Genomic DNA, 21483 nt, shown 5'->3' with positions numbered 1-21483 from the left:
AGACCGTCGCGGATTACTGCAGAGCCCATTAGAATTCACTCAAAACTTCTCCTCCGGCTTTCGTTCCGAGACTGGATAAGGTCATCAGGTTGACGTTGTTATTGATGAATCTGACGGATCCGTCCACCATCGCGAATTGGGCTCCCCCGGTGTGATAGCTGCGAAAGCCACTGCCGTTATAGTAAGCAGATGCGTTAGGCATATTAATGCCGTTCACTGTGGAAGCCAGTGCCCAGGTTCCCATCCATTGTGCAAAATTCGTCCCTCCATTGGGGCCGAGGAACGTTCCTTCTCCCAGCATCAGGGTGTTGGAAGTCCCGTCGGTAACATGTCTCATGCCGATTTTGTCTGCCCGATGATGGAACATTCCTGGACCATTGCCAGTGGGGGCGACATGATTCTCGCCTCTGTTCGTGCAAAGACAGGTGGTGTTGTCAACGCAGTAACCGCATCCGTATGCATCTATTGCATGGGTTGATGCAGGGCCAGCACTTCCTCGATAACTGGCCAAGGCTGCCGTCGTTGACGAAACGAGATCGCCATCCCCGCTGAAGTTACTTGCAACGCTTGGGGCAGGTTCGCTGGGGCAAATCAGCGTGGCGATCACAGTGCGTTGTTCAGCTAAAGTCTCGACGGCGACATAGTTGGAATTGTTAACGGCCGCGAGGACGCTATATAATGGCGCCTGATCCATGTAAGGGAGAATGAAGACTCGCCAGTTATATCCCATCTTTGGTGTTCCACCGGCATCAAGGATCTGCTGGGCAGACATGCCTGATGGGTACCCAGGGCTTGAACCGTAGGGGAAAACATTGTGATTGTCGTGATAGTTGTGCAATGCCAGCCCAAGTTGCTTGAGATTGTTCTTGCACTGCGACCTTCGCGCCGCTTCACGCGCCTGTTGAACGGCAGGCAGAAGTAGTGCGATCAGCACAGCGATAATTGCGATCACAACAAGCAGTTCGATCAGTGTAAAGCCACGGCGAAACATTGACGTCTTCATAATGACATCCCATTTGAAAGAAGAATTGCATTTAGACAACAAAGAGAGGTGTGAGAACCCATACTTGAGGGGCTGCCTTTAGAGCAAAGGCTGCACGAATGGAACGAAACAGTTTCCTTTCCGATGTCCTTAATTGGCTGTGCGAATTAAATTTACCAAAACGCCATAGAACACAACAGGAATAACTTATCAATTTGCGAGCAATTCCGGAACAACTTTCGCTTTCGTAATCGCAACATCCGTCAGGCTGCCGGGGCGTCCATCCTGCGGATATGTTAAGCGCTGATGGTCCAGTCCCAGGGCGTGCAGCAGCGTGGCGTGCAAGTCGTGCACGGTGACGACATCATGGACGGCGGCGTAGCCGAAATCATCCGTTGCTCCGTGCACATATCCCTGCTTGAAGCCCCCTCCTGCCAGCCACAGTGAATTCGCATGCCGGTTGTGGTCACGCCCGTCCGTTCCCTGCGAGACTGGAAGACGGCCGAATTCTCCGGCCCACATGACAATAGTCCGATCGAGCAGTCCCCGCTGCTTCAGATCCTGAACCAGTGCAGCGCTCGGCTGGTCAATCCTGGCACAGTTTGTCTTCAGGGACTCTGCATTCTTGCTGTGCGTGTCCCAAGGCTGACCGGCCAGAAACACCTGAACGAAGCGGACGCCCCGTTCCACCAGCCGACGGGCCGTCAGACATCGAGTCCCGTATTCCGCGGTGGCCGGGTGATTGAGTCCATACATCTCCTTCGTTTCCGCCGATTCTGCGGAGATGTCCAGCAGCTCGGGAACGGAGGTCTGCATGCGGGCTGCGATTTCGAAGTCCTGCAGGCGGGCCAGCAGTTCCGAGTTCCCGGGGTAGTTCGCGAGATGATTCCGATTCAGGGCCTCGAGCAAATGAAGCTGCCGCTCCCGTGCGGAGGGTGTCATTCCTGCAGGGGTGTTCAGATTCGGGACGGGGGCGGCTCCGGGCCGGAACGCGGTCCCCTGATATTCCGCGGGCAGCCAGCCCGAGGTCCAGTTGCGGACGTTATCAACTGGCATTCCGCCCGGATCGGTGAGGACGACATACGCCGGCAGGTTCTGATTGGCGGTTCCCAGGCCATAGCTGACCCAGGATCCCCATGTCGGATAACCGGCCTGAAACTTCCCGCTGTGAATGAGCCGCAGGGCCGATTCATGATCGACAGACTCCGTGGTCACACTTCGCACCAGCGTGATGTCGTCCACGATCCGTGAGGTGTGCGGGAGCAGCTCACTCAACTCGATGCCCGACTCCCCGCGAGGAGCAAACTGAAATGGGGATCCGAGAATCTTTCCTTTTTGTCCGGCGAAATGAACTTCGAGATGCCCTTCATACTCCTGCCCGTGACGCCTGGTGAGCTCGGGCTTGGGATCGAACAGATCCATCTGGCTGGGGCCGCCATGCTGGAACAGGCAGATGACCGCATCGGCGCTCGGGGGTAGATGAGGAGTTCGCGTTGCACCCGCGAGAGCAGTTCTGTCCTGTTCCGATTTCCAGAGATCGGTGAGTGCCAACGCTCCCAGACTGCCCGCGGACCAATTCAGGAACGCGCGACGGTTCTGTGCAAAATGGAAATCGAATTGCATGATGACCTCCGCGTTCACTCGATGTAAAGAAAGGAATTGCTGGCCAGCAGCATCTGGCTGAAATCGATCCAGGCCAAGTCCTGGGCATTTTCTGCCTGGGGATACTCCGCAGCCTGACCTTGCAGAAACGATTTGCAGGCGGCGAGTTCTTCGCGACTGGGATGCCGTGCGAAGGCCAGTCGAAATGCCAGATCGATCGCAGCGTCGTCGCTGTCCACCATCGAGCGGACTCTCTTTGACAGTCCTTCGGCTCGTCGCCGCATGAATTCTGAATTCAGCAGCTTCAACGACTGCAGGGGAACGGTCGTGCTGCTGCGGGCAGTGCAGTTGAAGACGATCGAAGGAGCATCGAAAGCTTCGAGCATTCCCACCACCTGGGTTCTTCGCTGCTGCAGATAAACGCTGCGGCGCCGCCCGTGGGAGTTCTCTTCCGGGACGATCACGTCACCGTCATCGGCACGTTTCGTGGCGACATAAGGACCGTACATCTGGGGATCGAGTTCTCCGGGAACCGCCAGCAAGGCATCACGAAGAGATTCGGCATCGAGTCTTCGCATCGGATAACGGGAGAGCCAGCGATTCTGAGGATCCGCCAGACGCGCCTGCTCTGATTCGATGCTGGACTGCCGATAGACGCTGGAACGCAGGATGAGTCGATGAATCGCTTTGGCACTCCAGTTCTCTGCGATCAATTGCCCTGCCAGGTATTCAATCAACTCGGGGTGAGACGGCGGGGCTCCGGAATAGCCGAGGTTATCGGGCGTCGCGACCAGACCTGTCCCGAAGTGATGATGCCACCAGCGGTTCACCGTCACCCGCGCGAGAAGCGCGGAAGCACGTGAATCCGGGGTCACCAGCCATTCGGCCAGCCCTGTACGGGTTGACCCCGCGGGAAAACTGGATGCAGTCGATTCACTGGATTCTCTCAGGACCGATGGAGCGGCTGGAGCAACCACTTCGCCGGGCGATTGATAGCTGCCTCGGACCAGTAGATGAACTTCGGGCGGCTGTGGAACAACATTATTGACGACGGCGAGTTGCTGAAGGGGTTTGGGGCGCTCTGCTTCCAGGGCTTTGACTGCAGCTTCGGTTTTCGCTTGCCGTTCTTCGCGTTCTTTGGCCAGCTCCTGCTCCTGTGCGGTTGCTTCGGCGGAAGAATTGCTGGACTCAACCAGAAGGTTGTCGACAACGAAGCTGCGACCGCAACAGAATTCAAACCCGAACCCGCCATCCGGGAGATCCGCTTCCTGGAGGGTGACACGGTTCTCTTCCAGAAGACCGTCGACCACCTGGGCGACTTCGTATTTTCCGCCTCCGACGTTCGTGATACGAACGCCGAAGTTGTGCCCAGGGTTGTATCCACTCTTGCCGATTTTTCCCCGCATTTCGACACTGTCGCCGGGATAGTTGGCGTGAATGGTCGCCTGTCCCGCGGCAGCGCCATCGATCAGGATGTTTCCGTTGACGTTTTCAGCTTCAGCGCCGGGGGCTTTCAGCGCGATGTAGTAGCCGACGTAGGGGGCGGTCGCGCCGCCGGAGACGAGGTCGAAAGTGACCTGGATCCATCCCTTCTCATCATTCGGGGTCCAGTCGAAGTGAGTCTGGGTGGAGACGCCGATGCTTCCCCCATGGTTGCCTTCAATGATGTTCAGCTGGCCATTGGCGATCTGCAATCCGGGGGCCTGCGGGGAATCGATGTTGACCGGCGGTAAACCTGATGAGCCAGCGACTTTGGAATTGATGCCGGTCCATGTTTCACTGAGCTTCTGCGTGGGGGAGTCGAACGTGTCGGCAAAGACAACGGTGCCCAGAATCCGATGCTCACGTGACCATGTGAGAAATTCCTGTTGTACGGCTGCAATCCGTTCATCCAGTTGGCGGTGGACTTCTTTCCATGCGTCCTGCTCGGCGCGAGTCGCTGTCGAGATGACTCGCTTTTCCGGCGTGATCCATTGTTCGAGGTTGAATGCAGGGTAAAGAATTGCCTGCAGCTGGTAGTAGTCCTTCTGAGTGAACGGTTCGAACTTATGATCGTGGCAGCGAGCACACTGCACCGTCACTCCCAGCAGGGCCGAGCCGAGAATTTGAGCCGTCCCTTCGAGCACGGCATATTTGTCGGCCCGCACTTCATCAGGGTTGCCGTCGCTGGCATCGGTCCCGTCCGGGCTGTTCCGCAGAAAATGGACTGCTTCCAGAAGCTCGACCATCTCCGGTTGCACATCTCCGCCCGCTGTGTATTGAACAATTTCGTCGCCGGCCAGCTGTTCGCGGAGAAACTGATTCCAAGGCTTATCGGCGTTGATCGAGCGAATCACATAATCCCGGTAGCGGTAAGCCAAAGGGCGATCGGAATCGCGTCCGAAATACCCGTTGCTGTCCGCGTATCCGGCGGTGTCGAGCCAATACTTGCCCCAGCGTTCTCCGTAATGCTGTGAGTTCAGATACCGATCCACCATCTGCTCGTAGGCATCGGTAGCGGAGTCGTTGACGAATCGATCAATCTCTTCGAGTGTCGGAGGGAGACCCGTCAGATCAAAGCTGACCCGCCGAATCAGTGTTTCCCGTGAGGCTTCGGGACCGAGTGTGAGCCCGAGGCGTTCGAGCTGCTGTTCAATGAAGTAGTCAACGGGGGTGCGGACCCGGCTCGAGTTCGTGACTGTGGGAATGGCGACTGATGCCAATCGCTGGAACGCCCAGTGTTCGTCGCCGTTGGGTTCGGAAGTCACCGATTCCGGCAGACCGGGAGCTCCCGCCTCGATCCATTTTTTCAGGACCAGCTTGTCTTCCGCACTCATCGGTTCATCAGCCGGCATTTTGTCGGACTCGACAAGCTCCCAGAGCAGGCTCTTTTCCGGCGAGCCCGCCACGACCACTGCACCGCTTTCGCCACCACGTTTGATTCCTGGGGGCAGGGCCAGGTTGAGCTTGCCTTCCTGAACAGCCGGTCCGTGGCACCGGACGCAATGGACTTTCAACAGCGGCAGGACATCATGGACCAGCTCTGGACTTTTCGTCTCCGCAGCCGACGCCGTATTCGTCACCATGCAGAGCAAAGCAACCGCTGTGAGTCGAACCGTCTGGAAGACGCAAGTTGTCAATTGTCTGAACGTCATTGCGAATGCTCTTACCAGAAAACAACGAAACTCAGCACGATGCCGAGCCCCAATACGGCCACTCCCAGAATCTGAGGAAGCCATGGACTTCCTTCTTCAACGACTGTCTCCCGCGGCTGCTCCATGCCGTGCCCCAAGGGCAACTCTGGAGCTGCTTCCGATTCAGCAGCGACGGGTGAAGAGTCCTCGGTTTGTGTCCCCCATCCCAGCACAATTGACACCAGAATCATGGTCGACGCGGTCAACAGCACGCTGACGGGGTAGGAAACAAAACTGTCCAGAAAAACTGGGGGCAGCGTCGCGATTCCGTAATCCGACGCCAGTTTCGTGCAGACGAGCCGGCAGACTCCGTAAGCAACTCCCGTCAGCAGTCCGATCGTTCCGCTGGCACGATGAACTCCGGTGAAGATCCCCATCAGGTAGATCGTCAGCAACGGCATCACGAACGCCCCGACGAGGTCGAGATAGAACATCATCATGCCTCGTGCCAAAAGAAACGGGACATAGCAGAATGACCCGAACACGATTGCCACGGTGAGCCATCGCCCCGCGACGACGTAATGATGGTCGCTGGCCTCTTTCACGAGCAGTCGTGAATACACGTCGCGCGTCAGCAGAGCGGACATCGCTGCCCCGATTCCGGAGTAGGTTGAAATCGCTGCAGCCAGGACTCCCGCCACGACCACTCCCCGTAACCCGGAAACAGTGAAATCACGGACGAGAACAGGATAAATGGCATCAGCGGTCCCTTGCAGACTTTCCGTGACCGGCATGTCCGCGTGCGTCGGAAAGAGGGCTCGCCCCATCACCCCCATCATCAGGTTGAAGAAGGTCAGGATGATCAGCAGCAGACTGGCCACAACAACTGACATCTTCATGTCCCAGATGCTGCGTGCAGCAAACAGTCGCATGGACTGTTCATGATTGACGATGGAATAGGCCATCCCCACGAGAACGAAACTCAGACAGATGAGCCAGGCAGGGGTGCGTCGAATCCAGGTCTGACTCTGGGAATCAAACGTGCCTCCAAGCAACATTTGTCGCTGAATCTGCTGCTCGGGAGCATCCTTCAGCGAAACTGTCTCTTCCAGATCGGTCCCGATTCGAAGCATCTGGGCCGGGAGCCGTTCATCGGCACTGGCCAGCCGCGTATTCAAACCGCTCCATCCACCCACGGCATTCCAGACGAAAGCGAACAGGACCAGACTGGCAGAGATCATGACGATCGATTGCACGGAATCAGCGATCGCCACGCTGCGTGATCCGCCGAGAATCGTATAGCTCAAGGAGAGCAGTACGACAGCGACCACGCCCGCCCACGCTTCGACCCCGAGTCCCCCCACCACCGTGAAAACGAGGTAGAGTGTCGTCGAGATATTGGCCATCACCATCGTTCGATACTGAACCTGCACCAGACTGCTGCAGACCCGGGCCGTCACTCCGAACCGTTTCTCGAGATACTCTGAGTTCGTGTACATCCCGCTGCGATACATGGGGAGCGCCACAAAGTGCGCAAGCAGCAACCATCCGGAGACGGTTCCGATCCAGTTCGTGACGAAGTAGCTGATGCCGAGGGAATAGACTCCGCCGGAATCCGCCACCAGATCACTGCTGTCGACGGCTGTGGCGAATGCCGAGATTCCGACGATCCACCACGGCACGCTTCGTCCACCCAGAAACCACTCCTCGCTGGACTCGGTGCGTCGCGATCCCAGAATGGCATACAGGACGATGCATCCATTCAGAAGCAAGACAAGAGTCCAGTCGAGCGAAGTCATGCGATCCAGTTTCACTCAAAGGAAGGGCGATCTCAAAACAATTTTCGTGACGTCTTGATCATTCCTGTCTTCAGCAACGAGGGACTAAGTCCCAGCGACCACCGGAATGGCGACCCCCTCATGGGAGTGCCCATTCTTCTCTCCGAAGATCTGATTGCGGCCCGATTCATCGACGAGGTACCGCTGCACGAACTCCTCATCCAACGTCACTCCCAGTCCCGGCCCCTCGGGGACCGTCACCCAGCCATCGTCCGCCTGAACCCGTTCGCACGTCAGATGGTGCCGTAAAGGAGAATCGTCCACACAATCTTCAAAGAGAAATGCATCCCGGCAGGTGAACAGCCAGTGCAGACTCGCAGCCACAGTGAGAGGGCTTGTGTAGCAGTGATTGCAGAGCCGGGCCCCGATTTCCTGAACTCGATGCTTGATATAGTCCGCTTCTGTGAAGCCGTTGCGTGCGAGGTCGACCTGATAGACATCGAGAGCCCGACGATCGATCAGAGGCTTCCAGGATTCCCGGCCGCATTCCTGTTCTCCCCCAGCGATGGGAATCGAAGAGCGATCCCGCAGCCAGCGGTATCCTTCCACATCATCCGAGCGCAGCGGCTCCTCGAGCCAGGTCAGTTCGTACTCTTCAAACGCGCGTGTCCGCTTCAATGCGGTTCGAGCGTCCCAGACACAGCCAGCATCAATCAGCAGAGTCCCGTCTCCAATTCCCTGCCGGGCTCCACGCACCAGGTCCAGGTCGACTTTCAAATCGGGTCCCATCGGTTCCCAGCCGAACTTCACAGCCGAGTAACCGGCGTCTCGCCAGCGGGCAGCGATGTCGCGAGTCTGGTGCCCGTCGTTGCCAAACAGACATGAGGCGTAAGCCTGAATGCGATGATGCTGCTTGCCCCCCAGCAATTGGTGAATGGGGACTCCGACGTGCTTCCCTTTGAGATCCCACAGCGCCATGTCGATGGCGGCCATGGCGGTGATCGTCACACTGGCCCGTCCGAAATACATGGTTCCCCGCAGCATCTTCTGCCAGAGGCGAACATGGTCCAGAGGATCTTCCCCCAGCAGCAGCTCGCGCAGCCCGCAGGCGATGTTGTGGCTGTAACCGGCATCGATAATGGCTTTGACAACCTCAGGCTGCGAGTCCGCCTCGCCAATTCCTTCCAGTCCATGATCTGTCCGGATGCGGACCAGAACCGCATCCTGGCTGCTGGCGGTTTTTCGTTGAATAACCGGCACCCGCAGGACCTGACAGATGATTTCGGTGATGACCATAGAGAAAGCCCCACTGTGGATGAACGGATCACCCGTGCCGCGTTATTGCCACAACCCAATAAGGAACGGTGAGTTGCGGTGATTGACTGTCTGAAGCCGCGAGATCTGATGCAGGTCGTAGAATGCTGGGAGGAGAAAATTCAGCTGAGAAAAAACGGGCTTGACCGTGATTGCATACCAAATACAATATTCAAATGAATCGACACGTCAACCCATTTTGATAGAATTTTGCTCTTTCCTGTGAATTCGAGGCGCAGCAGATCTCCAGAGGCTGGCGGCAGAGGCCGTCTCTTTGAAAATATCAGGTCTCTTCGGACGCACCGGATTTGGTCAGGCTGCGGGTAGGGCCCGCTCGGAAGAACATGATGCCCGTTCCTGTTTTAAAGCTCAGCTTGCGAGAACAGATCGTCGAACAGTTAAGGAACGACGTCCTGTGTGGACGTCTTTCCGTCGGAGACCGACTCAACGAAGCCGATCTCGCCAAGCAGTTTGGTGTCAGTCGCACTCCGATTCGCGAAGCCCTGCAGCAATTGACTTACGAAGGTCTTCTCGATGGCCGCCACAATGCTGGTGTGACCGTCGCTTCCATGCCGCCCGATTCCATCAGGGAGTTCGTGGTCCCGATTCGCCGCAGCGTCGAAACTTTCGCTCTGCGATCCGTATTCGATTCCCTGACGGAAGCCGATTTCCGGCAATGGGAGAATGTCCTGGACAAGATGCGGCAGGCGTGCATCGATCGCGACTATCCATCGATTGGCGAACAGGACATCGCTTTCCATCGGCTGCTCATCCGTCGAGCTGGATTGAGTGACGTGGAAGCGATCTGGAACACGCTGGTGTCGCGGGTCAGACACCACTTTTCTGAAACACATCAGCGGGACTACGCCGACCCGGTGAAAATCTACGAAGAACACGCCGACATCATTGAAGTGTTTCGACGCGGAAAACTCGAAGATGCCGTGCGCGCACTGGAAAAGAACATTGCCTGATCCGGCCTGAATCCGGATCCGCCCCGATCAAGAGACGAATTGCCGGACGGATTGCGACTTCCCCGATCGATCACCCATCGAGCGGGGGCCGCTGCATTCTGCAGTCCAGGTTTGTGCATTGACCAGAGTCCGATTCCGTAACGAGTCCGTGTCGTCGACAGGTGTCGCGCCCGTCCACGTCATTTAGGGGTCCCAGCGAGGATGTCTGCCGAATGCGACGTTTCTCTTACTTGGCCTGCTCATCACTCTTCCTGCTGACCGCGGTTCGCGGACAAGCTGCGGAACCACCGGCATTCGAGGAGGGCGTTCAGACCATCCTGCTGGCGAAGTGCGGGAGCTGTCATGGCAACGACCGGTCCCGTCGCAAAGCGGAATTGGACCTTTCTTCTGCGTCCACCATTTTGAAGGGAGCTGCATCCGGAGCCGTCATCGAAAATGGCAAGCCCGACGAAAGCCTTCTCTGGCAGATGATCGAAGCCGGGGAGATGCCCCCAGCGAACTCTCCTGCATTAACCGACGAGGAGCGGGATGCGATCCGCACGTGGATTGCGGGCGGAGCCAAATTTCGAGATCCCCAGCCCCAGCGGGACGAGTTTACACCCGAAGAACGAAACTTCTGGGCCTTCCGACCTCTCTCAAAGGGAACGGGCCCAGCCAGCGAAAGCCGCGGATCCATCGATCACCTGATCGAAACTCGCCTCAAAGAGCATGGGCTGAACTTCGCGGACGAAGCGGACCGCAGGACGCTCTGCCGCCGCATCTACCTGGATCTGATCGGACTCCCTCCCTCTCCTGAGCAACTCAATGCATTCCTGCAGGATGAGTCTCCGCAGGCATACTCCAACCTGGTCGAGCAGTTGCTCTCTTCGCCGCATCATGGAGAACGCTGGGGACGACAATGGCTGGACGTCGTCGGCTATGCGGACAGCAACGGGTATATCCGTCACGATTCTCCCCGCCCGCTGGCGTGGCGATATCGGGACTACGTTATCGACAGCCTCAATCGCGATGTTCCCTACGATCAGTTCTGGAGAGAACAGCTGGCGGGTGATGAACTCGTCGAGTATCCACGTCCTCATCTTTCTCCGGACGAACTGCGGACACTGACGGCGACGCACTTCCTTCGCAACGCGCCCGACGGCACAGACAACACGGAAGGGAATGAGATCACCCGGGTCATGGAGCGGTACGCAGTGCTGGAAGCACAGCTGCAGATCACGATGTCGGCCATGTTTGGAATGACCATCGATTGTGCCCGCTGTCATTCACACAAGTTCGACCCCATTCCGCACCGCGACTATTACGCATTGCAGGCGGTCTTCTATCCGGCGTTCAATGTGAAGAACTGGACGCAGCCGATGCATCGCTGGATTCATGCTGCGGGTGAAGACGAGATTCAAGCGTGGCGTGCCAGTGTTGCAGCCGGTGAACAGCAGATTGCGGAACTGCGAAGTCATTTCGACCGCTGGCTGGTGGACAATCCATCCCCGTCGATTCCGGAATGGAGCGACGATTTCTCCGGGTCCACGCTGCAGGCAAACTGGAGTCACACTGCACCCGGAGACGACCATCCGGCCGGGCATCCTCCTTTGCAGCTCGATGGATCGCAGGAACCGGCCGCGTCGGTTGATGAAGGTGGGCTCATTCTGTTTCCCGCCGCTTCGGGAAGCAGCAACTGGCTGGTGACGCAACGCAAGTTCGACTGGTCGCCAGACAGCATCGGACAATTTGTGCAATTCACCTTCGATCTCGTGCGGGATCGCAGCCTGGACGACAGGCCCGCTGAGAGGATCGGGTATTACATCTCGCTGCATGACCATGATGACAGCAGCAAGATCGCGGGGGGGAATCTCCTGGTCGACGGGAATCCCGAGGGAGGATCCCGGGTTCTGCTCGATTATCCCGGTCAGGACGCCAAGGATCTCGGAGCACTTGGCCATGTCGGTTACGTGGCTGGAAGGAACTACGGGATACGCATCACTCGCAGTTCCGAAAAACAACTTCTGTTGCAGCATCTTGTGAATGGAATTCCTGATGGCGAGCCGCTGACTTGCCAGGTTGAAGATCTGCCGGATGGAGGACTGGGCTTTGAGCTCTGCTGCAGCCGAAGTTTCGCAGTGGATAACGTGGTCGTTGCGCGCTCTGCCGTGGCTCCAGACTATGAGCAACGAGTCAAAGACCGCCAGAATCAGCTGGAGCAGGAAATTGCAGCAGCCAAGTCGCAGATGCTTCCTGAGCCTGCGAAAATCGCCTGGACCAGCGACCTGTCGCCCCAGATACCGGATGTGCCTGTGTTGAAACGAGGGGACTACTTCAATCCCGGTGAGCACGTTGAGCCCGGTGTGTTGTCAATTCTGGAAGAGCCCGGAAATGAATACACCATTGCTTCACCACGGGAAGGTCAACGAACAACCGGAGCCCGGCTGGCGTTTGCGCAATGGGCGACCCGGCCAGAGTCTCGTGCAGCAGCCTTGATGGCGCGAGTCCATGTTGATCGCATTTGGCGAGGGCACTTTGGGACCGGACTTGTTCCGACTCCCGAGAATTTCGGTGCCAGCGGGATTCCTCCAGAGTTTCCCGAACTGCTCGAGTTTCTGGCAGCGGACTTTGTGAGAAATGGGTGGAGTCAGAAGGAACTGCATCGGCAAATTGTCCTGTCTCGAACATACCGCCAGAGCAGCGTGGCCAGCGATCATGCCGTTGAAGTCGATTCCGTGAACATCCTCTACAGCCGTTTTCCTGCACATCGACTGGACGCTGAGCAGATTCGTGACGCCACATTGACTGTCGCGGGACTGATCAATCTGCAAGGGGGTGGCGAGCCGGTTGATTTCGTTGACCAGGGAAATCGTCAGATTGTTCTTCCTGTGAAAATCGATGAAGGTCCTCATCCGAGCGATCGTCGCAGCGTCTACATTCGCTATCGCCGCAGCCAGCCTCTCACGTTTCTGCAGGTCTTCGACGAAGCGGCCCCTGATCCAAATTGCATTGCCCGTTCCAGTTCCACCGTCGTCGGTCAGTCGTTGACGATGTTGAACAGCCTCGCGGCTGTTCGAGCCTCCAGGCAATTCGCCGTTCGAGTGGAACGGGAAGCAGGAGAAGACTCGAAGAAGCAGATCACGCACGCTTTTGTTCTGGCGTACTGTCGTACTCCCACGGAAAAAGAGACGGAAGCCGGTCTGCAGTTTCTGGTATCTCAACGACACCGCTTTGCTGAGTCGAAAGAATCCCCTCCCGCAAGAATGGCCCTGGCGGAACTCTGCAAAGTTCTGATGGCCAGCAACGAATTTCTGCAACTGCAGTAGAGACTATCCAGTCTGCATCAACGTACTCACGAATATTGCGAGACACCATGAATCGTTCTCTGCCGTCGCTGCTGCTCTCACGCCGAACGTTGTTACGGCAGATCGCCCAGGGAGCAGGCTGGCTGTCACTGGCCGGTTTGCTCGACGCTTCATCGTCTTTTGCATCTTCTTCGGGGAGCACTGACACCGCAGCTGGAATCGCTCACTTCCCCGCCCGTGCGAAGCGGATAATTCTCCTGTTTCAGCATGGCGGCCCCAGCCAGATCGATCTGTTCGATCCAAAGCCAGAGCTGCTGAAGTATGTCGGCAAGCCCATGCCCGGAGGCGTGGAAGCCTTCTTTGATCAACAGGACAGCAGTCTGTGTTCACCCAGTCCGTTTCAATTCCGGCAGCACGGCGAATGCGGGATGCACTTCAGCGAACTGCTCCCTCACCTGAGTCATTGTGCCGATGACCTGTTGATGATCCGTTCGATGCACACGCTCGTGAATGATCATGAAGGAGCACTGCGACATTTTCAGACCGGCAAGCCACGTGCCGGCCGTCCCTCGATCGGAGCGTGGCTGACCTACGCCTTGGGAACGCAGAATCGAAAGTTGCCGCCGTACGTCGTGCTGTCAGACCCCAATCACGATCAGGTGGATGGCAATCGTAACTGGACCTCGGGGTTTCTTCCCCCGCTCTGCCAGGGGACCCCGCTCCGCTGCGATGGTGAAGCATTGTTCGACCTCGAACTGCCTGACGGAATTATTCCACAGATGCAGCAGGACAATCTGGCCCTGCTCGAACTGCTGAATCGCGAGCACCAAAAGCAGTTCAAGCATCTGGGGGACCTGGATGCACGGATCGCCAACAATGCCCTGGCAGGGCAGATTGGTGAGGAGATCCGTTCGGCGATGGACCTCTCACAGGAGACTGCGCAGACACATCAGGCTTACGGGATGAACGATCAGGACACCGGAACCTACAGCCGCCGCTGCCTGATGGCCCGGCGACTCCTGGAACGGGGCGTCCGCTTCGTGGCGGTCTTCAACGACGCCATCATGGGCGACCCCTGGGATACTCATAGCGAACACAATGCGAGAATCCGAAAGATCTCCCGAAACGTCGATCAACCATGTGCCGCACTCATCCAAGATTTGAAACAGCGCGGCCTGCTGGAGGATACGGTCGTCATGTGGATCGGAGAGTTCGGGCGACTTCCCGTCACTCAGGGGAAGGATGGACGAGATCACAACCGCCACGCCTTTACGGCTCTTGTCGCGGGTGGTGGGTTTCGTCGGGGAATGACTTACGGAGCGACCGATGATTTCGGATACAAGATCACCAAAAACCCGCTCGCTGTGGGGGAACTGCACGCGACACTGCTGCGGCAATTTGGCCTGGACCACGCGAAGTTGACGTATCGTCACCAGGGACGGGATGAGAGCTTGACCGATACCGACATCACCGGCGTGCAACCGAGACTCGAACTCGTCGAAGGATAGGTCAGAAGCAGTGCAGACCGCTTCACCCCCTCCATGCGACTCTCGACCGAGCTTCGTTCTGCAGGAAGTGCGATCGGACGTTTCCCTGACTGACATACCGCCCTCAAGTGGAAAGCTTGTGTAAAGAAGTCAGGAATGTCGTATCCACAGTATCTGAAGTCGTTGGCGCATTCGAATGGGGAGGACCTGTCGAGCCGGTAGCTGCAGGTCTGCCACAGGGATTCCACGTTGCGGCGCTGGCACTTCTCAGCAGCTAGAGCGGTTCTCACGAACGTGTGGCGTTCCGGCGGCGATCAACACAGCTTTCGATCGATCAATTCTCCCGAATCGCCGCCACACTCCCCTGAGACAGGGGCTATTTGAGCGTTGAAAATCCCCTCACCGACAGGCGCTGCGTTTTTGCACTGATGTCTCCACGGCCCTGAATAAGAAATAGCTTTAGAATGTGCTGTGCCTTCGGCCCGAACAGAATGATTCGATCCTTCTCACGCCATGAGTTCTTATGTTGCGGGGGTCGATAGCTCTAAACCACCTCGGAAGTGGCGAGCCCATCGGGCATCAGCAGGTAGGTCCTTTTACCCTCCAGCCAGACATAGGCACGATTAGATGGTCTGTGCCATCGAAGTTTGAGGGGTGAAGACGCCATATCGCAGCCGAATCAGGAGACGTGACCCATGAATTTGGGTCAAATTTGGGTCAAACCCACCGCGATTGGCTACCAACGTTTTCGTAAGCGATTACTGAATCAGAAGTTACCCGACCGGGATTCGAACCTGGACGAACAGAATCAAAATCTGTTGTGCTACCGTTACACTATCGGGTACTCGTGTGGGCACATTAGTTGTTTGGTTCAAAAATGCAAGATCAACCGGCGGCTCGGTAAGTGGTGCTGCCCGCAGAACTTCCGGGAACTCAAATGATATTCTGAGGGGGACGCGGGTTCAGCACTTTTTCGTAAACTTTCCGGATCTCCGCTGTCATTGTCTGGTGGCGGAAGCGGGATTCGCACAGTTTTCGGCCGTTTTCTCCCATTCGGTCACGCAGCAGCCGGTCTTCAGACAGCTGGATGATCGCCTTCGTCAGGGAGGCAACGTCGTCTCGAGGGAGCAGGAAGCCGGTTTCGCCTGGCAGGACCACTTCTCGGGCCCCTCCCACGTCGTAGGAGATGACGGGTCGTCCAGCCAGAAGTCCCTGCGGGAGAACGCGGGCCAGCCCTTCCCATTGGCTGGTATGGGCGACCAGATCCATGGCGGACATCAGTTCCGGAATGCGTGTCGGGGGGACCAGACCGGTGAAGACGAAATGACGTGAGAGTCCGCTTTCGGCAATCTGTCTTTCGAATTGCTCACGCAGCAGCCCATCTCCGACGAACAGAAATTTCACGTGCGGATTGGCTGCGACAACGTCCGGTGCTGCGCTGAGGATAAACTCGTGTCCCTTGAGGTGAAACAGGCGGCCGACTTTTCCGACAACAATGTCATCCTGCTCGAAGCCGAGTTCTTTTCGAACCAGCTGCGGGTCACGAGGGGGATTGAGGAACGGTTCGACATCGAATCCGCTGTAGACGGTCGTGAAGTGATCAGCGGGGGCGATCTTCGCGTTGACGTACTCGCTGGACATGTCGTCGGCAACGCTGATGAAGTGATCAGTCCAGCGGGCCGCCATCTTTTCCATGGCGATATAGCTGCGGTATGTGAACGGGGATTGCCCGTAATGGAACGAGGCGCCGTGGATCGTGTGGACGACCGGGATTTTCAGTCTGGCAGCGACCATTCGACCGAGAATGCCAGCTTTTGAGCTGTGGGTGTGTACGATCTCGGGTTGAATTTCGCGGAGCAGCCTGATGAGGCTGCGGTAGGCGACCCAGTCGTGATAGGGGTGGATGCTGCGGATGAGGCTGGGGACCACTTCAAGGCGGAAACCTCCCCGGGAGGCTCGCTCCATCAGGCTTCCTTCCGGACCGGTGGAGGGGCCGGTGATCAGCGTGACCTGGTCGCCGTCGAGGGAGTGCTGATTCTCGACCGTTTGAAGGGTGTTTTCCTGCGCTCCGCCAATGATCAGCCGCGTGATGATATGGACGATGTTCAACGGTCGGTCTCTGAAGCAGCGGAATTCGAGCGTACAGTTCCGGAGGAACCTTCGGGGCAGGAATTCAGAATATCAGACTTGTGAGTAAATCGCCTGTAGAGCGTCCTGGCGGCTGTTGTAGTGGTGATACAACCGGGAGATCGGGCTGGTCTGCAGATGCTCGTACGTGTGGGAATTGGCGCAGCACAAGGTGATGCGACCGGGGGCGGAGCGGCAGATGTTGAGCAGGCCTTCAACAGCCAGATGTCCGATCTGATCGACGCGACTGAAGTCGATGACCAGATGGTTGAAGCCTCGCTGGGTGATCAGATCGACCACGCGATTGGCTTCAACGTGGATGTCCTGATAGAAGAATGCCTGCGAATCTCCCTGCGGGACGACGATCAGTGTGTCGTGATAGAATTCGGTCTGGTAGATCCGATTTGGCCGCGTCAGGAACTCTCCGCCATTGGCTTGAGCGTAGGTGGAAGCGGTCATCAGCTGAGCAGCAATGTCGGGGTAGTGACCAGTCAGTTTATACGGCCCGATGGTCAGTTCCGCCCCGGCGGAGAGGAGTCCGCACGGACATGGTTCGCCGTTGAGCAGGATCCCCCCTTTGCCCAGCAGGTCGATCACCCAGAGTCCCGAAGGGAGGAGTAACAACGCGCATTGAACTCGGGAAAGTCTCTCGTCAGCGACGGTGATGCGACAACGGTCGTCCCGTCCGACGAGTGTTATCACCCGGTTGATTGGCCACTTCATCCCCTGATGCTGCGTGTTGAGCAGTTCCAGTTCGACCGTCGGCAGGGGGCCATATTCCGGTCGTTGTTCGTCACGGGGGCGGAATTCCAGGGGGGGCTTCAAGGTGGCGTCGTCATCGACCCACTTTTGTCCAAGGAGCTGCAGCTCGCTGGAACCGATCTGCAAGACGTGCTGCGACGTGAGCCAGCCTCGGAAGGGGGCACCGTTCTGCCGAACACCTCCCACGCTCAGCAGGTCGATACAGGCGACTCGGGAACCGATGGCCTGCAGGTAGAGGTGGCGGAACGAGACGGTCGGTTCCGGGAGGCGGATATCGTTCCCGGGCCCGCGACCGATGATTGCAAACGGAGAGTTGATCTCCTGCTCTTCGACGGCGCCCTCAGCAGTGCGCACACGCAGACGAAGCGGTCCGGGGACCGCTGCTGCATAGCCCAGCATTGCTTTCACGGGGTCGTCCATCAACATCTCAAACAGGATCAGGAGCTGCACACGTGACGTGCTTCCGGGACGTCACCGGGTCGTTCACGCCAGGCGAGTCACTCAAAAGAGCACCACAGTACGCGCCTCTGTCAGCAACGGTTCATCGGCTGTGAAAGATCAGTCAATCCTGCCCGAAACGCCATCATAGACCATGTTGAGCGCAATTTTCACCGCAGACTTTAGTTGTGAATTATGCTGGACGATGTGGATCAGGTCAATTTCGACATCGTTCAAACGCGAAGCGGTCGGGAAATCTACACGCTTTGCCTGAAAATACCGACCTGTTTAACAGGATTGCTCGCCTCTTCGGCCCGTCCATCATCTGACGTTCTGACAGGGAACTGAGAGTGGTGCAAAATCGATCAGGTTCTGCCTACTCGTCCGAGGTCACCGGGGGCGGCAGCTTTCCGCTTTTCCAGGCGGCTGCTTCCTGGCTGGCTGCCGGGACCGAACGAATAAATACCCGGTACTGTCGCGACGAACCGACCTCTTTGCGGGAGACCATTTTCGTCACGACCTGTTTGGGGAGGACCTGCTTCTGGGTCGGCTTCAGGTCGGGCACCAGCCAATCGGCATACATTCCCCCTTCCGTTTCGACAGTGACATAAAAAGTCATCGCGCGGAGTGGCGAGATGTTCCGCAGAAATCCTCCCACCTGCAGCTGGCCCCCCAGGTTCGCCACGCTGATGGCATCGATGCTGTACTGGCCCAATGCCTGTTGGGAACTGGCATTGCCCGGTGGGGGATCGGCGAGATTCACTTTCTGGCGTTTGGTTGCCAGCTGTAACGCCTGGGGGAACTGCGACTGGAGCTGATTCATGTCAGCCCCAAAGATCTCGGCAAAGCGATTGAGTTCATCGTCCGGGTTTTTCTCAGAGAGTGGGGCTCGTTCGCTCAGGTGTGTGACGAACTTCTGATAGTTCTCCCGATGCTGAGTCGCCAGCATCCAGTGCAGACACCATGCCAGCGTATAAGCATCGCCAGCCAGAACGTCCGCGGAAAAAGAGGCATCGTTGCCAATCAGTGCCGACCACTGTGTCCCCGGGGGAAGCCGCATCGCCAGGCGGGCGTAACGGGAGTTGACCTTGGCGGGATTGGAATCAATCCGCTCTCCATTCCCTTCAAACCCGGTGGCAATGCCTTCATCAAACCACTTTGGAATGGGAGCCAGTCGCTGCAGCACGCGATTGTACATCTGCTGATGAATCGCTTCGTGCAGCGGAACCTCGAAGGAATCGCACGCGCTCATCCGTACCGCCAGCCAGTTCGTCAGTCCGGAGTAGAACCCGGTGATCGAACTGGCGGACAACGATCGTCCTCCCGTGGCTTCATTCGCGTACTTTTCGAAGTCGGCATCGGATTCGAAGATGACAAGCACGAGCGGGAATCGAAGTTCACGTACCGGGAAATGCATGAAGGAGGCGTACTTGTTGAACACGCCGTCTACATTGTTCATGAAGCGGGCCGCTTTTTTAATAAACGTTGCAGCGTGCCCTTCCGCCGACTTGTCGAGCGGAGCAGCCAGAACCATGGCGACCACGACCGGCTTTTGAATTTCAATGCGAGTCAGCTCGGGAGTGAAGATCTCCCGCAGGCGGGTAGCCATCTCATCACAGTCGACAGGGGCCGGGTCTCCCGTGTTTTCGCGGTTCTGAATCGCTGCGGTCGGGACAATGCGAATCTGGCCGTCGGTCCGCTCGAGCGCCTGAAACCCCTGACCGGAGCCGATCAGCCGGGCCTGCAGCGTGATCTCGTTGCCCTGTTCGTTGACGTAAGTGAATTCATCCGCCGGCAGTCTGCCCGGCAATGCGAAACACAGGAGCAGACAGAGCCAGGGGAATCGCTGAAACATGATCGGAACACTTCGACGAGGAGATTCGTGACCGATAAGGCAAATTGCGGTCTCAAAAGTGTATCCGAAACAATGCTGTCAATCACGCGTCGCGCCCGTTTGAAGCAGGGAACGGAACCGCGAATCAGGCGAATGATGCGAATCAACCAGAGTTCATCGCCGCATGATTGATGTCAATCGAGGTTCAATTTGCAGCTTGATTTTGACAAAGAAAGTGCGGATCTAATTCGCCGGATTCGCTGAATTCGCGGTTCAAAAAATCCTCCGCGACAAGTTCGCTCCCACTGGCAGCGAATAGAATCATCCAGCGGCACATCGAAGTGTGCCGCTGGATGATCACGAGATCACATGTTCAACGTGCGGCCATCGACTGCCAGGGCGGCTTCCTTGACCGTCTCGGCCAGCGTCGGGTGAGCGTGGCAGCAGCGAGCGATGTCTTCGCTGGTCGCACCGAATTCGATCGCTGCGACCGCTTCGGCAATCAGCTCGCCGGCATGCGCGCCGATGATGTGGACACCCAGGACACGATCAGTCTCCTTGTGTGCCAGAATCTTGACCTTGCCGTCTGTGTGTCCGCCGGCCCGTGCACGTGCGTTGGCAGCAAACGGGAACAGCCCCTTGCGATAAGGAATTCCCGCTTCCTTCAGCTGATCTTCAGTCTTGCCGACCGTTCCGATTTCAGGTTCGGTGTAGACCACCCCGGGAATGGCGTCGTAGTTGACGTGACCGTAGCCGGTGTAAAGCTGTTCGACGCAGGCGACTCCTTCCTCTTCTGCCTTGTGAGCCAGCATCGCCCCGCCGATGACGTCTCCGATGGCGAAGATCCCCTTCACGGAGGTCTGGTAATGGCCGTCCACCTTGATGAAGCCGCGCTTGTCGAGCTCCACCCCAGCTGTTTCCAGTCCAAGGCTGGCCGTGTTTGGCTTGCGGCCCACTGCCATCAGCACCCTGTCGCAAGCAACGGGATCGGCCCCTTCAATCTGGACTTCACAGCCGTTCTTCCCGGTCTTGACCCCGGTGACTTTCGTGCCCAGCCGGAACTCCAGTCCCTGTTTCTTGAAGATCTTCAGAGCCTCAGCAGCGATTTCTGAATCCATTCCCGGAAGGATGCGATCGAGATATTCCAGGACGGTGACTTTGGCCCCGAGCCGCCGCCAGACGGTTCCCATTTCCAGGCCGATGTACCCTGCTCCGATGACGACGAGGTGCCCGGGGACAGCGTCGAACTTGATGGCTTCAGTGCTGCTGCCGACGAGATTGCCGTCCAGTTCAATTCCGGGGAGTGAAGCGGGCTGGCTGCCGGTGGCGAGGATGATTGACTGTGCGGAGATCGTCGCGGCTGCGTCCCCTTCCACCACCACTTTTCCGGGGCCTTCAATGCGGGCGTGCCCCAGGAACCGTTTGATTTTATTCTTCTTCATGAGTCCATCGACTCCCCCCGCCAGGGTGTCGACGACCTTGGACTTGTGGGCCATCATCGCCGGGATATCGAGTTCGACATTGCCGATGGTGATTCCGCGATCTTTGTGGCCGTGCGAAGCCTGTTCGTACAGGAAGCTGCTCTCCAGCAACGCCTTGCTGGGAATGCAGCCGACCCGCAGGCATGTCCCGCCAAGCTGCTTTTCCTGTTCGACGATTGCCACGGTTTTGCCCAGCTGAGCAGCTCGAATCGCTGCGATATATCCTCCGGGGCCCCCACCAATCACTACGAGGTCAAAGTCTGCCATTTCAGATCACTTCTGAGAGTCAATTTGTTGTTGATGAACGGGA

12 protein-coding genes and 1 tRNA gene are annotated in these 21483 nt (G+C 57.5%); 3 read left to right on the top strand and 10 right to left on the bottom strand.

Translation table 11 applies throughout. The features are described from left to right. Nucleotides 1–28: 28 nt before the first annotated feature. The 5 genes from SH661x_RS01500 to SH661x_RS01480 all read right to left on the bottom strand — a co-directional run bounded on the left by SH661x_RS01500 (nt 29) and on the right by SH661x_RS01480 (nt 8771). On the bottom strand, nt 29–991 hold the full coding sequence (locus SH661x_RS01500; RefSeq protein ID WP_437227341.1) for a DUF1559 family PulG-like putative transporter: 963 nt from the start codon (nt 989–991) through the stop codon (nt 29–31). Nucleotides 992–1192: 201 nt separating this feature from the next. Further along, nucleotides 1193–2605 carry a DUF1501 domain-containing protein gene (locus SH661x_RS01495; protein WP_437227339.1) on the bottom strand — a complete coding sequence of 471 codons (1413 nt, stop codon included), beginning with the start codon at nt 2603–2605 and terminating at the stop codon, nt 1193–1195. A 14-nt stretch (nt 2606–2619) separates the two neighbouring features. Continuing rightward, complete coding sequence (locus tag SH661x_RS01490) at nt 2620–5718, bottom strand: PSD1 and planctomycete cytochrome C domain-containing protein (RefSeq protein ID WP_437227337.1); 3099 nt, start codon at nt 5716–5718, stop codon at nt 2620–2622. Nucleotides 5719–5729: 11 nt separating this feature from the next. After that, entirely contained in the window at nt 5730–7496 is a 1767-nt protein-coding gene (locus SH661x_RS01485) for a sodium:solute symporter family transporter (protein ID WP_437227335.1), read from the bottom strand. An 84-nt stretch (nt 7497–7580) separates the two neighbouring features. After that, nucleotides 7581–8771 (bottom strand): mandelate racemase/muconate lactonizing enzyme family protein, encoded by a 1191-nt coding sequence (locus SH661x_RS01480; RefSeq protein ID WP_437227333.1) that lies wholly within the window; start codon nt 8769–8771, stop codon nt 7581–7583. Between the two features lie 362 nt (nt 8772–9133). On the opposite strand from SH661x_RS01480, the gene SH661x_RS01475 reads away from it, so the two are divergent. From SH661x_RS01475 to SH661x_RS01465, 3 genes are all read left to right on the top strand, one after another. Then, nucleotides 9134–9760, top strand: a complete 627-nt coding sequence (locus tag SH661x_RS01475) for a GntR family transcriptional regulator (RefSeq protein ID WP_437227331.1) — start codon at nt 9134–9136, stop codon at nt 9758–9760. A 212-nt stretch (nt 9761–9972) separates the two neighbouring features. Then, on the top strand, nt 9973–13065 hold the full coding sequence (locus SH661x_RS01470; protein WP_437227329.1) for a PSD1 and planctomycete cytochrome C domain-containing protein: 3093 nt from the start codon (nt 9973–9975) through the stop codon (nt 13063–13065). Nucleotides 13066–13112: 47 nt separating this feature from the next. Then, complete coding sequence (locus SH661x_RS01465; RefSeq protein ID WP_437227327.1) at nt 13113–14552, top strand: DUF1501 domain-containing protein; 1440 nt, start codon at nt 13113–13115, stop codon at nt 14550–14552. 752 nt (nt 14553–15304) lie between these two features. Here the strand turns inward: SH661x_RS01465 and SH661x_RS01460 are convergent. The 5 genes from SH661x_RS01460 to lpdA form a co-directional block, all read right to left on the bottom strand. Next, nucleotides 15305–15375, bottom strand: a tRNA-Gln gene (locus SH661x_RS01460). Nucleotides 15376–15464: 89 nt separating this feature from the next. Next, nucleotides 15465–16640: a glycosyltransferase family 4 protein gene (locus SH661x_RS01455; RefSeq protein ID WP_437227325.1), complete on the bottom strand. Its 1176-nt coding sequence runs from the start codon at nt 16638–16640 to the stop codon at nt 15465–15467. A 72-nt stretch (nt 16641–16712) separates the two neighbouring features. After that, the gene (locus SH661x_RS01450) at nt 16713–17870 is read right to left on the bottom strand and encodes an FHA domain-containing protein (RefSeq protein ID WP_437227323.1); all 1158 of its coding nucleotides are present in this window, start codon (nt 17868–17870) and stop codon (nt 16713–16715) included. A gap of 364 nt (nt 17871–18234) precedes the next feature. After that, nucleotides 18235–19713, bottom strand: a complete 1479-nt coding sequence (locus SH661x_RS01445; protein WP_437227321.1) for a DUF1570 domain-containing protein — start codon at nt 19711–19713, stop codon at nt 18235–18237. 344 nt (nt 19714–20057) lie between these two features. Next, the gene (gene lpdA / locus SH661x_RS01440) at nt 20058–21440 is read right to left on the bottom strand and encodes a dihydrolipoyl dehydrogenase (protein ID WP_437227319.1); all 1383 of its coding nucleotides are present in this window, start codon (nt 21438–21440) and stop codon (nt 20058–20060) included. Nucleotides 21441–21483 lie beyond the last annotated feature (43 nt).

Origin of the sequence: Planctomicrobium stercoris (assembly GCF_051465655.1) — a bacterium.
Classification (GTDB): Bacteria; Planctomycetota; Planctomycetia; order Planctomycetales; family Planctomycetaceae; genus Planctomicrobium.
The sequence above is the reverse complement of the archived record's forward strand: the minus strand, read 5'-3'. Positions and strand labels throughout refer to the sequence as shown.